14 protein-coding genes and 1 pseudogene are annotated in these 15,949 nt (G+C 68.4%); 3 read left to right on the top strand and 12 right to left on the bottom strand.

Features of this window, described 5'->3' with window-relative positions:
- Window positions 1-33: 33 nt before the first annotated feature.
- The 8 genes and pseudogenes from mreD to tnpA all read right to left on the bottom strand — a co-directional run bounded on the left by mreD (window position 34) and on the right by tnpA (window position 9,012).
- Window positions 34-699 carry a rod shape-determining protein MreD gene (gene mreD / locus ACZ4LX_RS16050; RefSeq protein WP_467644341.1) on the bottom strand — a complete coding sequence of 222 codons (666 nt, stop codon included), beginning with the start codon at window positions 697-699 and terminating at the stop codon, window positions 34-36.
- An 11-nt stretch (window positions 700-710) separates the two neighbouring features.
- On the bottom strand, window positions 711-1,763 hold the full coding sequence (mreC, locus tag ACZ4LX_RS16055; protein ID WP_467644344.1) for a rod shape-determining protein MreC: 1,053 nt from the start codon (window positions 1,761-1,763) through the stop codon (window positions 711-713).
- 99 nt (window positions 1,764-1,862) lie between these two features.
- Window positions 1,863-2,882 carry a rod shape-determining protein gene (locus tag ACZ4LX_RS16060; protein ID WP_073723157.1) on the bottom strand — a complete coding sequence of 340 codons (1,020 nt, stop codon included), beginning with the start codon at window positions 2,880-2,882 and terminating at the stop codon, window positions 1,863-1,865.
- A 293-nt stretch (window positions 2,883-3,175) separates the two neighbouring features.
- Window positions 3,176-3,589 carry a nucleoside-diphosphate kinase gene (ndk, locus tag ACZ4LX_RS16065; RefSeq protein WP_018103190.1) on the bottom strand — a complete coding sequence of 138 codons (414 nt, stop codon included), beginning with the start codon at window positions 3,587-3,589 and terminating at the stop codon, window positions 3,176-3,178.
- A 99-nt stretch (window positions 3,590-3,688) separates the two neighbouring features.
- A complete protein-coding gene (locus ACZ4LX_RS16070; RefSeq protein WP_467644352.1) occupies window positions 3,689-4,045 on the bottom strand; it encodes a DUF4233 domain-containing protein in 357 nt (118 codons plus the stop codon).
- A 4-nt stretch (window positions 4,046-4,049) separates the two neighbouring features.
- A complete protein-coding gene (gene folC / locus ACZ4LX_RS16075) occupies window positions 4,050-5,573 on the bottom strand; it encodes a bifunctional tetrahydrofolate synthase/dihydrofolate synthase (protein WP_467644356.1) in 1,524 nt (507 codons plus the stop codon).
- A 177-nt stretch (window positions 5,574-5,750) separates the two neighbouring features.
- The gene (locus ACZ4LX_RS16080) at window positions 5,751-8,372 is read right to left on the bottom strand and encodes a valine--tRNA ligase (RefSeq protein ID WP_467644361.1); all 2,622 of its coding nucleotides are present in this window, start codon (window positions 8,370-8,372) and stop codon (window positions 5,751-5,753) included.
- Between the two features lie 209 nt (window positions 8,373-8,581).
- Window positions 8,582-9,012: pseudogene (gene tnpA / locus ACZ4LX_RS16085) on the bottom strand (IS200/IS605 family transposase).
- A gap of 32 nt (window positions 9,013-9,044) precedes the next feature.
- Here tnpA and ACZ4LX_RS16090 point away from each other — a divergent pair.
- The 3 genes from ACZ4LX_RS16090 to ACZ4LX_RS16100 all read left to right on the top strand — a co-directional run bounded on the left by ACZ4LX_RS16090 (window position 9,045) and on the right by ACZ4LX_RS16100 (window position 11,385).
- The gene (locus tag ACZ4LX_RS16090) at window positions 9,045-9,218 is read left to right on the top strand and encodes a hypothetical protein (protein WP_467644363.1); all 174 of its coding nucleotides are present in this window, start codon (window positions 9,045-9,047) and stop codon (window positions 9,216-9,218) included.
- 66 nt (window positions 9,219-9,284) lie between these two features.
- The gene (locus ACZ4LX_RS16095; RefSeq protein WP_467644367.1) at window positions 9,285-10,217 is read left to right on the top strand and encodes an RNA-guided endonuclease InsQ/TnpB family protein; all 933 of its coding nucleotides are present in this window, start codon (window positions 9,285-9,287) and stop codon (window positions 10,215-10,217) included.
- 169 nt (window positions 10,218-10,386) lie between these two features.
- Window positions 10,387-11,385 (top strand): hypothetical protein, encoded by a 999-nt coding sequence (locus ACZ4LX_RS16100; RefSeq protein ID WP_467644370.1) that lies wholly within the window; start codon window positions 10,387-10,389, stop codon window positions 11,383-11,385.
- Window positions 11,386-11,458: 73 nt separating this feature from the next.
- On the opposite strand, the gene clpX is transcribed toward ACZ4LX_RS16100, so the two are convergent.
- From clpX to tig, 4 genes are all read right to left on the bottom strand, one after another.
- Window positions 11,459-12,757, bottom strand: coding sequence for an ATP-dependent Clp protease ATP-binding subunit ClpX (gene clpX / locus ACZ4LX_RS16105; RefSeq protein ID WP_467644373.1), 1,299 nt, complete (start codon window positions 12,755-12,757; stop codon window positions 11,459-11,461).
- 157 nt (window positions 12,758-12,914) lie between these two features.
- Window positions 12,915-13,598 carry an ATP-dependent Clp protease proteolytic subunit gene (locus tag ACZ4LX_RS16110; protein ID WP_467644376.1) on the bottom strand — a complete coding sequence of 228 codons (684 nt, stop codon included), beginning with the start codon at window positions 13,596-13,598 and terminating at the stop codon, window positions 12,915-12,917.
- Between the two features lie 80 nt (window positions 13,599-13,678).
- Window positions 13,679-14,284 (bottom strand): ATP-dependent Clp protease proteolytic subunit, encoded by a 606-nt coding sequence (locus tag ACZ4LX_RS16115; RefSeq protein WP_467644608.1) that lies wholly within the window; start codon window positions 14,282-14,284, stop codon window positions 13,679-13,681.
- A gap of 266 nt (window positions 14,285-14,550) precedes the next feature.
- Window positions 14,551-15,945 (bottom strand): trigger factor, encoded by a 1,395-nt coding sequence (gene tig, locus ACZ4LX_RS16120; RefSeq protein ID WP_467644379.1) that lies wholly within the window; start codon window positions 15,943-15,945, stop codon window positions 14,551-14,553.
- Window positions 15,946-15,949: the final 4 nt, after the last annotated feature.

Below are 15,949 nucleotides of genomic sequence, written 5' to 3' on the forward strand. Positions count from 1 at the left end.
GGGCGAGGCGGGCGGCCCCCGGGTGATGCGGCCTCACAGTCTCTTGACTCCCTTGATCCGTCCGGCGCGTGCGGCGCGGTTGCGGGCGGCCTTGACGCGCAGTCCGCCGCGCTGGCTGCCGATCCGGAGTCCGGTGCCCGCGGCGAGCCAGCCGGCGGACGCGTCGCCCCGGCCGGAGGAGGACTCGGTGAGCGGGTCGTTCACCGTGCGTCGGGCGGCCGCCATGATCAGCGGGACGGTGAACGGCGCCAGGAGCAGGTCGTAGACGGCCGCGGTGAACAGCAGGCTGCCGAGGCCCACATGGCGGGCCGCCGTGTCGCCGACGAGCGCGCCGACGCCCGCGTAGAGCAGGGTCGATCCGATCGCCGCGGCGACGACCACGGCCATCGGGACGAACGCGGACTTGAGCTGTCCGTTCTCGGGCCTGGCCAGGCCGGCGAGGTAGCCGATGACGCAGAGCACGAGGGCGTAGCGTCCGGCGGCGTGGTCGGCCGGGGGTGCCAGGTCGGCGAGGAGGCCCGCGCCGAAGCCGATGAGCGCCCCGCTGACGTGCCCGTACACGAAGGCCAGTCCGAGGACGACCATGAGCAGCAGATCGGGTACGGCTCCGGGGAGCTGGAGCCGGGCGAGTACGGATACCTGGACGACGAGGGCGATCACGACCAGAACGATGGAGAGCAGAGTCCGGTTGACGCGCATGGGGATCAGCTCTACCTCTGTTCGTTTACCGCGTTGTCGGCGTTCGGTGTGGCGTTCCCGCTGGGGTTCGGGTCCGGGCTGCCGCTGGGGCTCGTGCTCTGGTGGATGTTGCCGACCACGTTGCCGTTGGTGTCGACGATGTCGCCGTTGGGCGAGATGGTGACGGTGACGGTCGGGGTGGGCTTCGGCTTGGCCGGTTTGGCCGCCTTCTTCGGCAGAACCGTGTCGCGGGGGTCCTGGCGGGGTGCCTGGACGACGATGCCGACGATGTCGAGCTTGGTGAAGCCGACGTACGGGCGGACGTAGACGGTCCGGGTCAGGTCGCCGCCGGACGGGTCGACGCGGACGACCTCGCCGACCGGGACGCCGGGTACGAACGGCTTGTCCTTGCTGGAGCCGAACGTGACGAGGCGGTCGCCCTTCTTCACCTTGGCCTTGCCGTTCAGGAACTGGACGGACAGCGGGCGCGAGCCCTGGCCGGTGGCGAAGCCGAGTTCGTCGGTGGACTCCATGCGGGTGCCGACGGTGAAGTCGGGGTCGTTGGCCAGGAGCACCGTGGCGGTGTCCGGGCCGACGGTGGTGACGCGGCCGACGAGCCCGTCGCCGTTGAGGACGGTCATGTCACGCGTGAGGCCGTCCTTGGATCCGGCGTCGATGGTGACCGTCCAGGAGAAGCCCTGGGCCGCTCCTATGGCGATGACTTCGGCGGCCTTGATGCCGTACTGGCCGGCGTCCGACTTCTTGAGCATCTTGTCGAGCTCGCGGACGCGGCTGCGGTTGCGGTCGTCGCTGCCGAGCCTCGCCTTGAGTTCGGCGTTCTGCTTCTCCAGCGCGGCGATCTTGTCGTGGCGGTCGCCGGAGGCGCGTACGGCCCCTATGGCGTTGCCCACCGGATCGACCGCTGCCGCCACGCCGTTCTCCACCGGCCCGAAGACGGTGGCGGCGGCCTGCCGGGCGCCGTCCACCGGTGACTCCTCGCCGCCTCGGATGTCCACCGTGATCAGTGCGAATGCGATGGCGATCAGCAGCACCAGGAGCAGCCGGCTCTCTCGTGTGTCCCTCACGTGCGGCGGCCGTGCCTTCCTCGTAGGAATGTTCGTGCCTGTATATCAACGATCCTCCGGGCGGAGCGGCGGTGTCCGCCCGGAGGGCCCGTGGAGTTCCTACCGCCGGGGCTGGGCGTCCAGCACCTGCTGGAGTGCCTCGAACTCCTCGACGCACTTGCCGGATCCGAGCGCGACGGAGTCGAGCGGGTCCTCGGCGATGTGGATCGGCATGCCCGTCTCGTGGCGCAGCCGCTCGTCGAGACCGCGCAGGAGCGCGCCGCCGCCGGTCAGGACGATGCCCCGGTCCATGACGTCGCCGGACAGCTCCGGCGGGCACTTGTCCAGCGTGGTCTTGACCGCGTCGACGATCGCGTTGACCGGCTCCTCGATGGCCTTGCGGACCTCGGTGGCGGAGATGACCACGGTCTTGGGCAGCCCCGAGACGAGGTCGCGGCCCCGGATCTCGGTGTGCTCGTCCTTCTCCAGCTCGAACGCCGAACCGATGGTGATCTTGATCTGTTCGGCGGTGCGCTCACCGAGCAGGAGCGAGTACTCCTTCTTGATGTGCTGGATGATCGCGTTGTCCAGTTCGTCACCGGCGACCCGGATGGACTGGGCCGTGACGATTCCGCCGAGCGAGATGACAGCGACCTCGGTGGTGCCGCCACCGATGTCGACGACCATGTTGCCGGTGGCCTCGTGGACCGGCAGGCCGGAGCCGATGGCCGCCGCCATGGGCTCCTCGATGATGTGCACCTGGCGGGCGCCGGCCTGCGTGGACGCCTCGATGACGGCGCGTCGCTCGACCCCGGTGATACCGGAGGGCACGCAGACGACGACCCGCGGGCGGGCCAGGTAGCGGCGCTTGTGGATCTTGAGGATGAAGTAGCGGAGCATCCGCTCAGTGATCTCGAAGTCGGCGATCACGCCGTCCTTCAGGGGCCGTACGGCGACGATGTTGCCCGGCGTACGGCCGATCATCTTCTTGGCCTCGGAACCGACCGCGAGGATGCCGCCGGTGTTGGTGTTGATGGCCACGACGGACGGCTCGTTCAGAACGATGCCGCGCCCCCTGACGTACACCAGCGTGTTGGCAGTCCCGAGGTCGATAGCCATGTCACGGCCGATGAACGACATTGAGTTCCCCTTGTTCCCCATGAGGATGCGTCGGGCCTTCCCAAGCGAAAGCGATGATGGCTTGTTTTGGTAGGCGAGATGAGCGCTGCGGGCGTGGAAGCTTCCATCGTAGTGCCGGAAACACCGACACAGCGCGAGGGTCCTTCGCCATGCTGGGCAGAACGGGTGGCCGTTCCACTCATGGTGACGTTACGTCGAAGGGATGCGTTCCCGCGATCGGGGACCCTATACCGAAGGGCGACCGAATTACTTCGGTCGCCCCAGGTCATGAGCGCTGTTCGGCTGATCGGAGGTCAGGAAAGTCCCGGAAAGAACAGCTTCATTTCTCGCTCTGCGGACTCCTCGGAGTCCGAGGCGTGGATGAGGTTCTCCCGGGTGATCGTGCCGAAGTCGCCACGGATCGATCCGGGCGCGGCGGCGATCGGGTCGGTGGGGCCCGCCAGGGCGCGTACGCCCTCGATGACGCGCTCGCCCTCGGCCACCAGGGCGACGATCGGGCCGGACTGCATGAACTCGACGAGCGGCTCGTAGAACGGGCGGCCGACGTGCTCGGCGTAGTGCTGTTCCAGCGTGGCGCGGTCGAGCGTACGGAGCTCCAGCGCCGTGATCTTCCAGCCGGCCTTGCGCTCGATGCGGCCGACGATCTCGCCGACCAGACCGCGACGGACGGCGTCGGGCTTGAGAAGAACGAGGGTGCGCTGGGTCATGTGCGGCTCCTTGCAGGCATGCGGGTGCGGTGAGGCGAGATTACAGGGGTACGGTGACGGGCCGGCGGCCGGGTTTGGCCGCCGTGACCGCCTCGGGGCTCAGGTGCCGGCCGGAGCCTGCGCCGCCTCCTGCGCGGCCCACCGGGCCTTCACCTCGTCGATCTTGCGGCCGTAGTGCACGGAGGCCCACCACAGGGCGCCGAAGATCACACCGAGGATGAACATCACCGGGACCACGAAGCCACTGGCGACCAGGGCCACCTGGAGCACCCAGCCGAGCTGTACGCCCCCGGGGCGGGTGAGCATCCCGCACAGCAGCACGGACAGCAGCATGCCGATGCCGCAGACCGTCCAGACCGTGCCGGTCGTGAGGTCGTCGGACTTCATCGCGACGAGTCCGGCGAACCCGATCACGAAGAACTCACCGATCAGCGTCGATGCACAGAGCGTACGCACAGGGTCAGTGCCTTCCCAGGAGCAGCCGGGCCTCGCCGACCGTGATCACGGATCCGGTCACCAGCACCCCGGCGCCCGCGTACTCGTCCTCTTCCTCGGCGAGGGTGATCGCCGCCTCCAGCGCGTCGTCGAGCCGGGGTTCGACCTGGACGCGGTCGTTGCCGAAGACCTCGACGGCGACCGCGGCGAGCTCGTCCGCGTCCATCGCGCGGGCGCTGGAGTTCTGGGTGACGACGACCTCGGCGAAGATCGGCTCGAAGGCTTCCAGGAGCCCTCGGACGTCCTTGTCGCCACTGGCCCCGACCACCCCGATCAGCCGGGAGAAGCCGAACGCCTCGGAGAGGCCGTCGGCGGTCGCCCGTGCGCCCGCCGGGTTGTGCGCGGCGTCCAGGACGACGGTCGGGCTGGAGCGGACCACTTCGAGGCGGCCCGGTGAGATCACCGAGGCGAAGGCCTTGCGGATGATGTCGGCGTCGAGCGATCCGGCCTGCTCGGCGCCGATACCGAAGAACGCCTCGACGGCGGAGAGGGCCACCGCCGCGTTGTGCGCCTGGTGGGCGCCGTACAGCGGCAGGAAGATGTTGTCGTACTCGCCGCCGAGACCGCGCAGCGTCAGCAGCTGGCCGCCGACCGCGATCTCGCGGGAGACGACGCCGAACTCCATGCCCTCGCGGGCCACGGTCGCGTCGACCTCGACGGCCTTCTTCAGCATCACCTGGGCTGCGTCGACGGGCTGCTGGGCGAGGATGACCGTGGCGCCCTGCTTGATGATCCCGGACTTCTCCACCGCGATCTCGCCGGGCGTGGAGCCCAGCCGGTCGGTGTGGTCCAGGGAGATGGGGGTGACGACGGCGACCGTGGAGTCGATCACGTTGGTCGCGTCCCAGCTGCCGCCCATGCCGACCTCGACGACGGCGACGTCGACCGGCGCGTCGGCGAAGGCCGCGTACGCCATGCCGGTGAGCACCTCGAAGAAGGAGAGCCGGTAGGGCTGCTGCGCGTCGACCATCTCGACGTACGGCTTGATGTCCTCGTAGGTGGAGATGAACCGCTCGGGGTCCATCGGGGAGCCGTCCAGGCTGATCCGCTCGGTGATCGACTGCACGTGCGGCGAGGTGTAGCGGCCGGTGCGCAGGTCGAAGGCGCCGAGCAGCGCCTCGATCATGCGGGCGGTGCTCGTCTTGCCGTTGGTCCCCGTGATGTGGAGGGAGGGGTAGGCGCGCTGCGGGTCACCGAGCACGTCCATCAGCGCGGCGATGCGCGTCACGGACGGCTCCAGCTTGGTCTCGCCCCAGCGCCCGGCGAGCTCCTGCTCCACCGCGCGCAGCGCCTTGTCCACCTCCGGGTCGGCGGGGCGGGCGGGGACCTCGTCGCCCTGCGGCGGTCCTGACGCGGCGCGCAGGGTGCGGCTCCCGGCCTCGATCACCGCCAGGTCGGGGTCGCGCTGGGTCGCTTCGTCGACGATCTCCGCGAAGGTCTCGTCGGAGTCGGAGGCGTCGGGCCGGTCGGAAGGGCGGGGCTCACTCACGGGGCCCAGTCTACGGATGGGCACGGACATCGCGCGCAGCGCCCGGCGGGGCGGGCACGGGCGAGCCCTCCGGCGGATCGGGCACGGCGGAGCCCTTGGGCCGAGCGGGCACGGCGGGGCGGGTACAGCGAGAGCCCCCGCCCCCTCCTGCGAGGGTGACGGGGGCTCCGCGGCGTCTCAGCCCTGCGGGAGTGCGGCCAGCTGGCCGGAGATCCGCTCGATGTCGGCCTCGGCCTTGGTGAGCCGGCCCCGGATCTTGTCGACCACGTTGTCCGGAGCCTTGGCGAGGAACGCCTCGTTGCCGAGCTTGGCGACAGCCTGGGCGGCCTCCTTCCGGGCGGCCTCCAGGTCCTTCGTCAGCCGCTTGCGCTCGGCGCCGACGTCGATGGTGCCGGACAGGTCGAGCGCGACGGTGGCGCCCGCGACCGGCAGCGACGCGGTGGCGTGGAAGCCGTCCCCGGCCGGCTGGAGCCGCAGCAGCTGGCGGATGGCCGCCTCGTGCGGTGCCAGCGGGGTGCCGGTCAGGGTGAGCTCGGCCGGGACCTTCTGGCCGGGCTGAAGGCCCTGGTCGGAACGGAAGCGTCGGACCTCGGTGACGACCTGCTGGACGAGCTCGATCTCCTTCTCGGCGGCGTCGTCACGGAAGCCGCTGTCCCCCGGCCACTCGGCGATGACGACGGACTCCCGGCCGGTGAGCGCGGTCCAGAGCGTTTCCGTGACGAACGGAACGACGGGGTGCAGCAGGCGCAGCATCACGTCGAGGACCTCGCCCAGGACCCGGCCCGAGACCTCGGCCGGACGGCCGCCGCCGAAGAACGTGGTCTTGGACAGCTCGACGTACCAGTCGAAGACCTCGTCCCAGGCGAAGTGCCGCAGCGCCTCGCTGAGCTTGGAGAACTGGTAGTCGTCGTAGAACGCGTCGACTTCGGCGACCGTCTTGTTGAGACGGGACAGGATCCAGCGGTCGGTCACCGACATCTCGTCGGCGGACGGCAGCTCGCCCTCGATCGTCGCGCCGTTCATCAGGGCGAAGCGGGTGGCGTTCCAGATCTTGTTGGAGAACTTCGCGGAACCCTGGACCCACTCCTCGCCGATCGGGACGTCGGTACCGGGGTTGGCGCCGCGCGCGAGGGTGAAACGGAGCGCGTCGGAGCCGTACTTGTCCATCCAGTCCAGCGGATTGACCACGTTGCCGAAGGACTTCGACATCTTCTTGCCGTGCTCGTCGCGGACCATGCCGTGCAGGACGATCGTCTCGAACGGCGGGACGCCGTCGTTGACGTACAGGCCGAACATCATCATCCGGGCGACCCAGAAGAAGAGGATGTCGTAGCCGGTGACCAGGACGGAGTTCGGATAGAACTTCGCGAGGCTGTCGGTCTGTTCGGGCCAGCCGAGCGTGGAGAACGGCCACAGGCCGGAGGAGAACCAGGTGTCCAGGACATCGCTGTCCTGGGTCCAGCCCTCGCCGGTGGGCGCCTCGTCGTCCGGTCCGACGCAGACGACCTCGCCGTTCGGGCCGTACCAGACGGGGATGCGGTGGCCCCACCAGAGCTGGCGCGAGATCGTCCAGTCGTGGAGGTTGTCGACCCAGTCGAAGTACCGCTTCTCCATCTCCTGCGGGTGGATCTTGACCTTGCCGTCGCGGACGGCGTCACCGGCCGCCTCGGCGAGCGGGGCGACCTTGACCCACCACTGGAGGGAGAGGCGGGGCTCGATGGTGGTCTTGCAGCGCGAGCAGTGGCCGACGGAGTGGACGTACGGCCGCTTCTCGGCGACGATCCGGCCCTCCGCGCGCAGCGCGGCGACGATGGCCGAGCGGGCCTCAAGCCGGTCCAGGCCCTGGAAGGGGCCGGGGACCGTGATGACGGCGCGCTCGTCGAGGACGGTGAGGAAGGGCAGGTCGTGGCGCTTGCCGATCTCGAAGTCGTTCGGGTCGTGCGCCGGGGTCACCTTGACGGCGCCGGTGCCGAACTCGGGGTCGACGTGGTGGTCGGCGACGACCGGGATGGTGCGGTCGGTCAGCGGCAGCTTGATCTGCTTGCCGACCAGGTGCTTGTAGCGCTCGTCGTCGGGGTGGACGGCGACGGCGGTGTCCCCGAGCATCGTCTCGGCGCGGGTGGTGGCGACGACGATGGTTTCGTCGCCCTCGCCGTACCGCATGGAGACGAGCTCGCCGTCGTCCTCCTGGTACTCGACCTCGATGTCGGAGATCGCGGTCAGGCAGCGCGGGCACCAGTTGATGATGCGCTCGGCACGGTAGATCAGCCCGTCGTCGTACATCTGCTTGAAGACGGTCTGGACGGCCTTGGACAGGCCCTCGTCCATCGTGAAGCGCTCACGGGACCAGGCGACACCCTCGCCGAGCCGGCGCATCTGGCCGGAGATCTGGCCGCCGGACTCGTTCTTCCACTGCCAGACGCGCTCGACGAAGGCCTCACGGCCCAGGTCGTGGCGGGACTTGCCCTCCTTGCCGAGCTCGCGCTCGACGACGTTCTGGGTGGCGATACCGGCGTGGTCCATGCCCGGCTGGTAGAGCGCCTCGAAGCCCTGCATGCGCTTGCGGCGGACGAGGGCGTCGATCAGCGTGTGCTCGAAGGCGTGTCCCAGGTGCAGGGATCCGGTGACGTTGGGCGGCGGGATGACGATGGAGTACGGCGGCTTGTCGCTGTTCTCGTCCGCCTCGAAGTAACCGCGTTCTACCCAGCGCTCGTACAGCTTCCCCTCTACCTCGGCCGGCGTGTACTGGGTCGGCAGTTCGGGGTTGCTGGCTGGCTGCTGCGCTGCGTTCTCGGTCACGCCCCACAGTTTAGGGCCGTCACAGCACTGCACTGAAACCGGATTGTTCAGCGGATTCTTGGGAGGAACCCCGGGCGTTCATGCCCGGGAGGAATCGCACCCCGTGGTTGCGACGCGGAGCGTCGCGGTGTCGTGACCGGCGGAGCCGGTGAAATCGAGTCGGCGCGGAGCGTCGGGACGGCCGGTCCGGCAGGGCCGGACGTGAGGGCTCAGCCGGGGTGCTTCTGGTTCTCGATGTATTCCTTGATCACTTTGAGTGGAGTCCCACCGGCGGAAGCGGCGAAGTAGGACGGGGACCAGAAGTGGTCGCCCCATAGGTAGCGGCGGATGTGGGCGGGGAACTCCTGGCGCAGTCGGCGGGCGGAGACGCCCTCGAGGGAGCCGACCAGTCGGGACAGTGCGATCTTGGGGGGATAGTGGACCAGGAGATGGACGTGGCCGGTTTCGCCGTTGAACTCGGTCAGCTCAGCGCCGAAGTCGGTGCAGACGTCCCGCGTGATCTCCTCGCATCGGACGAGGATCTCGTCGGTGAAGGGGCCGCGTCGGTACTTCAGGGTGAAGACCAAGTGCGCGTGGGGGGGGTGGAGACAATTGTTCTGCCCCTCCTCAGATCGGGTCTTTGTTCCCATCGGGGCGATATGGACTGATTGCAGGAGTGTTAGCGTCGCCGTCATGAAGCTGGTGGTGCGGGTCAAACTCCTACCGACGCCCGTACAGGCGAAGGCACTTGAGGAAACCCTGCACGTCTGCAACGAGGCTGCTTCCTGGGCCGCACAGGTCGCCTTCGAGGAGGGCGTGCACCGCCCCCTGGGCCTGCGCAAGCACACCTACACCGAAATCAGATAACGCTGGGGACTGGGGGCGCAGGCCGCCCAGCACGCGATCAAGAAGACCTGTGACGCCTACACCACCTTGAAGGCCAACCTCCGGGCCGGCCGGTACGGCCGGCCCGGCACCAAGCGCCACACCCGCGTCTCGGGCAAGCCGGTCACTTTCCGCAAGAACGCGGCCCAGCCCTACGACGACCGCATGCTGTCCTGGCAGCACCAGGCCCGCACGGTCTCCATCTGGACCACGGCGGGCCGGTTGAAGGGCATGGCGTTCACCGGGCAGGCAGAGCAGCTGGCTGTGCTGGCCGGACACCGCCACGGCGAGTCCGACCTGGTCCGCCAGGGCGGGAAGTGGTTCCTGATCGCGACCTGCGAGATCCCCGAGAAGACCCTCAACGCTCACCCGGTGGGCTTCGTCGGGGTCGACCTGGGGATCGTGAACATCGCCGCCACCTGTGACGGCGAGCGCCACTCCGGGCGCCGGATCAACCGCAAACGTACGAACGACCGGGCGCTGCGCTCCAAGCTTCAGAAGAAGGGCACGAAGTCCGCGAAGCGGCGGGCGAAGAAGTACGCGGGCAAGGAAGCCCGCCGCAACAAGGACATCAACCACAGGATTTCGAAGCGGATCGTGGCGGAGGCTGAACGCACCGGTCGTGGGATCGCCCTGGAAGAACTGACGGGTATCCGCGAGCGGGCACGGCTGAGAAAGCCCCAACGCACCACGCTCCACTCCTGGCCCTTCGCCCAGCTCGGCTCGTTCATCGCCTACAAGGCGAAGAAGGCCGGAGTGCCGGTGATCTACATCGACCCGGCGTACACCAGCCAGGAATGCTCCCAGTGCCACCACACCGCACACACCAACCGGCCTACCCAGGCCCGCTTCGCGTGCAAGGCCTGCGGCTTCGTCGAGCACGCGGACCACAACTCGTCCCACAACATCACCCGAAGAGGGTGGATGGCATGGGTCTGCGGGGCCCAGTCAACGGCCCCAGCCCTCACACTCATCGCGTGAGAGCCGGACGCGGCCGGGACCCATCACAGCCAGTGATGACCCGAGCAGCAAGCCCGAGACTTCGCTCCCGGGCAGTTGACTAACGGTGTGCCTCCCGGTGTCCCATACCCGCGGGCCGTCCGTCAGGATGTTCGGAACGTATAAGCATCACGAACAGGGGACACCGCAGATGAGCTACAACCAGCCGGGCCCGTACGGCGGTCAGCCGCCGCAGGGCCAGCCCGGACCGTACGGCCAGCAGCCGGGCCCCTACGGCGGCCAGCCGCCACAGGGCCAGCCGCAGGGCCAGCCCGGTTACGGCTATCCCCAGCAGGCCCCCCAGGGCGTCCCGCCCCAGCAGCAGCCCCCGCAGCCGGGCTACGGCTACCCGCAGGCCCAGCAGCCCGGCCCCTACGGCCAGCAGCCCCCCGCTCCCCCGTACGGCGGCCAGCCGGTCTACGGCCAGCAGCCGGGCTTCCCCCCGGCCGCCCCGCCGAAGAAGAAGACCGGCCTGATCATCGGCGTGGCCGTCGTGGCGCTGGCGGTCATCGCGGGCGGCGTGTACTTCCTGACATCGGGCGGCGCCAGCAACAGCGACGTCGACGACTCCACCAAGGGGTACAAGCTGACGCCGACGGCGACGCTGGACGGCTACAAGAAGCAGGGCGCCGCCGGGGAGTCGGGAGCGCCGACCGGGGAGGAGAAGACCAAGCTCGACGGGCTCGGCATCAAGAACCCGCAGAAGGCGGGCGCCAATTACCAGTCGGGCACCGAGGACAACCCGATCGCGGGCAAGTCGATCACGCTCTCGGGGTACTGGGGCGACGTCACCGACCCGGCCAAGGTCATCGACAACGCGTTCAACGTCGCGGAGTCGGAGTTCGCGAAGGGCGAGGAGGGAATGGATGTCGAGCGTGTCGGCAGCGCCAAGGCCGTCACGCCGGACGGCTTCAAGGGTGCCCTCATGAAGTGCCAGGACATCAAGGTGCTGAACAAGGAGGGCGACGGCACCGCCGCCAAGGGGCCGAAGGAATTCACCCTCCCCGTGTGCGTCTGGGCCGACTACAGCACCGTGGGTACCGTGATGGGCGTGGACGTGGCCCTCTCCATGACCGGCAAGGGAATGGCTCAGAGCGATTTGGCGGACATCACAGCCAAGCTCTACAACACCTCCCGCACCAAGATCTGATCCACGCGACGCGAAGGGGCGCCCCGCCGGATCAACCGGCGGGGCGCCCCCTACGTATGTCTCTACGACACCGCTACGCCGACTTCTCGTGCCGCCCGTCGTCGCCCTTGCCGATCGTCCTCGGCTCGCGCGGGACCAGCGTCGGGTTGACGTTGTTGCGGACCACGTCCGCCGTGATGACGACCCGGGCGACGTCCTTGCGGGACGGCACCTCGTACATCACCGACTGGAGGACCTCCTCCATGATGGCGCGCAGGCCGCGCGCGCCGGTCTGGCGCAGGATCGCCTGGTCGGCGATGGCCTCCAGGGCCTCGCGCTCGAAGTCCAGCTCCACGCCGTCGAGTTCGAACAGCCGCTGGTACTGCTTGACCAGGGCGTTGCGCGGCTCGATGAGGATCTGGAGCAGGGCCTCGCGGTCCAGGTTGTGGACCGAGGTCAGGACCGGGAGGCGGCCGATGAACTCGGGGATCATCCCGAACTTCACCAGGTCCTCCGGCATGACCTCCTGGAACTGGTCGCTCGCCTGGATCTCCCGCTTGGAGCGGATCGTGGCGCCGAAGCCGATGCCCTTGGCGCCGGCCCGGGACTCAATGATCTTCTCCAGACCGGAGAAGGCGCCGCCCACGATGAACAGCACGTTCGTCGTGTCGATCTGGATGAACTCCTGGTGCGGGTGCTTCCGTCCGCCCTGCGGCGGTACGGAGGCGGTGGTGCCCTCCAGGATCTTGAGCAGGGCCTGCTGGACGCCCTCGCCGGAGACATCACGGGTGATCGACGGGTTCTCGCTCTTGCGGGCGACCTTGTCGATCTCGTCGATGTAGATGATCCCGGTCTCGGCCTTCTTGACGTCGTAGTCCGCCGCCTGGATCAGCTTCAGCAGGATGTTCTCGACGTCCTCGCCGACGTAGCCGGCCTCCGTCAGCGCCGTCGCGTCGGCGATGGCGAACGGGACGTTGAGCATGCGGGCCAGTGTCTGGGCGAGGAGTGTCTTGCCCGAGCCCGTGGGGCCCAGCAGCAGGATGTTGGACTTGGCGAGCTCGATCGCGTCGTCACGGTTCGAACCGCCGCCGTTCTCCCCGGCCTGGACCCGCTTGTAGTGGTTGTACACAGCGACGGAGAGGGCCTTCTTCGCGGGCTCCTGCCCGACGACGTACCCCTCCAGGAACTCGTAGATCTCGCGGGGCTTGGGAAGTTCCTCCCAGCGGACCTCGCTCGTCTCCGCGAGCTCCTCCTCGATGATCTCGTTGCAGAGATCGATGCACTCGTCGCAGATGTACACACCGGGTCCCGCGATGAGCTTCTTCACCTGCTTCTGGCTCTTTCCGCAGAACGAGCACTTGAGCAGGTCGCCGCCATCACCGATGCGTGCCACGAGGTGCTTCCCCTTCGCCTGGGAGACGCTTGGTTCAGCGGCTCCTGGTGCCTCTATCCGACGGTACCTTGCCTGGCCCCCCGTTCGGGCCCCCCTTGGCACGGTTCACACGGCCGGGGCCGCATGACCCTGCCGTACCAAGGGGTAGAGGCCGACGTCAGGCGGCCGCTCCGGCCGCGCTCTTGCGCGTCGCGATGATCTGGTCGACCAGGCCGTAGGCCAGGGCGTCCTCGGCGGTCAGGATCTTGTCGCGCTCGATGTCGTCGCGGATCTTCTCGATCGGGGTGGTGGAGTGCTGGGCCAGCAGCTCCTCCAGCTGGGTCCGCATCCGCAGGATCTCGTTGGCCGCGATCTCCAGGTCGGAGAGCTGCTCACGGCCGGTCTGCGAGGACGGCTGGTGGATCAGGACCCGCGCGTTCGGAAGCGCCAGGCGCTTGCCCGGCGTTCCCGCGGCGAGCAGCACGGCAGCGGCGGAGGCCGCCTGGCCCATGCAGACCGTCTGGATGTCCGGCTTCACGAACTGCATCGTGTCGTAGATCGCGGTGAGCGCGGTGAACGAGCCGCCGGGGCTGTTGATGTAGATCGAGATGTCCCGGTCCGGGTCCATCGACTCCAGGCACAGCAGCTGCGCCATGACGTCGTTGGCGGAGGCGTCGTCGATCTGCACGCCGAGGAAGATCACGCGCTCCTCGAAGAGCTTCGCGTACGGGTCGTACTCACGCACGCCCTGCGAGGTGCGCTCCACGAAGCGCGGGACGATGTAGCGGTTGTCCACCTGCGGGCCGGTGTAGAGGCCGCTCGCGGACGCGCCGGGGAAGTTGTTCATGTGGGTGTTCACCATCCTGGTGGCGTTCTGTGGCTGGGTGTCTCGGCATACGAGAGAGAAGCGGTGCGGTACGGCGCGATCCGGTGCTGACCGGGTCAGGCGCCGGTGCCGCCGCCGCCCGGAACGCCCGATGCGACGGTGATGATCTCGTCGATGAGGCCGTACTCCTTGGCCTCCTCCGCGGTGTACCAGCGGTCGCGGTCACCGTCGCGGATGATCGTCTCCACGGTCTGGCCGGAGTGGAGGGCGGTGATCTCCGCCATCCGCTGCTTGGTGCGCAGCAGGTACTGGGCCTGGATCTTGATGTCCGAGGCCGTACCGCCGATGCCGGCCGAACCCTGGTGCATGAGGATGTCGGTGTTCGGGAGCGCGAAACGCTTGCCGGCGGCGCCGCCGGTGAGCAGGAACTGGCCCATCGAGGCCGCCATGCCCATACCGATGGTGACGACGTCGTTCGGGATGTACTGCATGGTGTCGTAGACCGCCATGCCGGCCGTCACCGAACCACCGGGGCTGTTGATGTAGAGGTAGATGTCCTTGTCCGGCTCGGCGGCAAGGAGAAGCAGCTGCGCGGTGATCTTGTTGGCGATGTCATCGTCGACCTGCTGACCGAGGAAGATGATGCGTTCGCCGAGCAGTCGGCTGTAGACCTGGTCACCGAGGCCTCCACCGAGGGACGGCTCTCCGGCGGCGTAGGGCATCAGATTCGTCACGTATCCACCTGCTCGTCTCTGACGGCTCCGGCCGTCTCAGCGTCTTCGTACCGGGTGGGCCGGGACTACCCGACCCTTCCTCTTCATGGACCCTAACGCGCAGGTGGGACAACGCCATCCCGCTTCCGCAACTGTTCGCTGGGAGCGCAAGCTCCGCAGTCCGCACAAGGGTTGTAGGGGACCTGCGCCGATACGACGACGGGCTCCGGACGCCATTGGCGTCCGGAGCCCGTCGTGCGGGTTCAGCGCGAGGCTCAGGCCTCGGTCTTCTCCTCGGCGGCGTCGGCGGTGCCCTCGGCGGCCTCGACCACCTCGGTGGCCTCCTCCGCCGCCTCTTCCTCGTCCTCCAGGTCGACGATCTCACCGTTGGTGTCGACGACCTTGGCGGCCTCGACGACCACGGCCAGCGCCTTGCCCCGGGCGACCTCGCCGACGAGCATCGGCACCTGGCCACCCTCGACGACGGCCTGGGCGAACTGGTCGGGGCTCATGCCGGAGGAAGCCGCACGCCGCATGAGGTGCTCGGTGAGCTCCTCCTGGTTGACGTTCAGCTTCTCCTTGTTGACGAGCTCGTCCAGGATGAACTGGGTCTTGATGCCCTTGATGGCCTGCTCGGACGTCTCCGCCTCGAACTCCTCAAGGGTCTTGCCCTGGATCTCCAGGTACTTCTCCAGGTCGAGACCCATCTGGCCGAGCTGGTGGTGCTCCAGGTTGTGCTTGCGGGTCTGGACCTCGTCCGCGAGCAGCTTCTCCGGGATCGGGACCTCGGCGAGCTTCAGCAGCTCCTCCAGGACGCGCTCCTGGGCCTGGGTGGCCTGGTCGTACTGCTTGGTGTTCTCCAGGCGCTTGCGGCTGTCCGCCTTCAGCTCCTCCAGCGTGTCGAACTCGCTGGCCATCTGGGCGAAGTCGTCGTCCAGCTCGGGGAGCTCGCGGGCGGCGACGGCGGTGACCTTGACGGTGACCTCGGCGTCCTTGCCCTCGGCGGAGCCGCCCTTCAGCTGAGAGGTGAAGGTGGCCTCGCCACCCGCCTCCAGGCCGGTGACGGCGTCGTCGATGCCTTCGAGGAGCTCACCGGAACCGATGGTGTACGAGACACCCTCGGCGATGCCGTCCTCGAGGACCTCGCCCTCGACCTTGGCCTGCAGGTCGATCGTCACGACGTCGCCCTCGGCGGCGGCGCGCTCGACCGGGTTGGTCGAGGCGAAGCGCTCGCGCAGCTGCTCCACGGCCTTCTCGACGTCCTCGTCGCTGACCTCAAGGGCGTCGACGGTGACCTCGATGCCGGAGTAGTCCGGGATCTCGATCTCGGGGCGTACGTCAACCTCGGCGGTGAAGGAGAGCAGCTCGCCGTCCTTCAGCTCCTTGATGTCGACCTCCGGCTGGCCGAGGACGTTGAGCTCACCCTCGTTGACGGCCTCGGTGTAGAACTTCGGGAGCGCGTCGTTGACGGCCTCCTCCAGCACCGCGCCGCGGCCGAACCGCTGGTCGATGACCCGGTTGGGGATCTTGCCCTTGCGGAACCCCTTCACCGTGACCTGCTGGTTGATCTTCTTGTACGCCGCGTCGAGGCTGTCCTTGAGCTCCTCGAAGGGCACCTCGATGCTGAGCCGAACCCGGGTCGGGTTCAGGGTCTCCACGGCGCTCTTCACGGTT

The organism is Streptomyces sp. NPDC026062 (genome assembly GCF_055568375.1).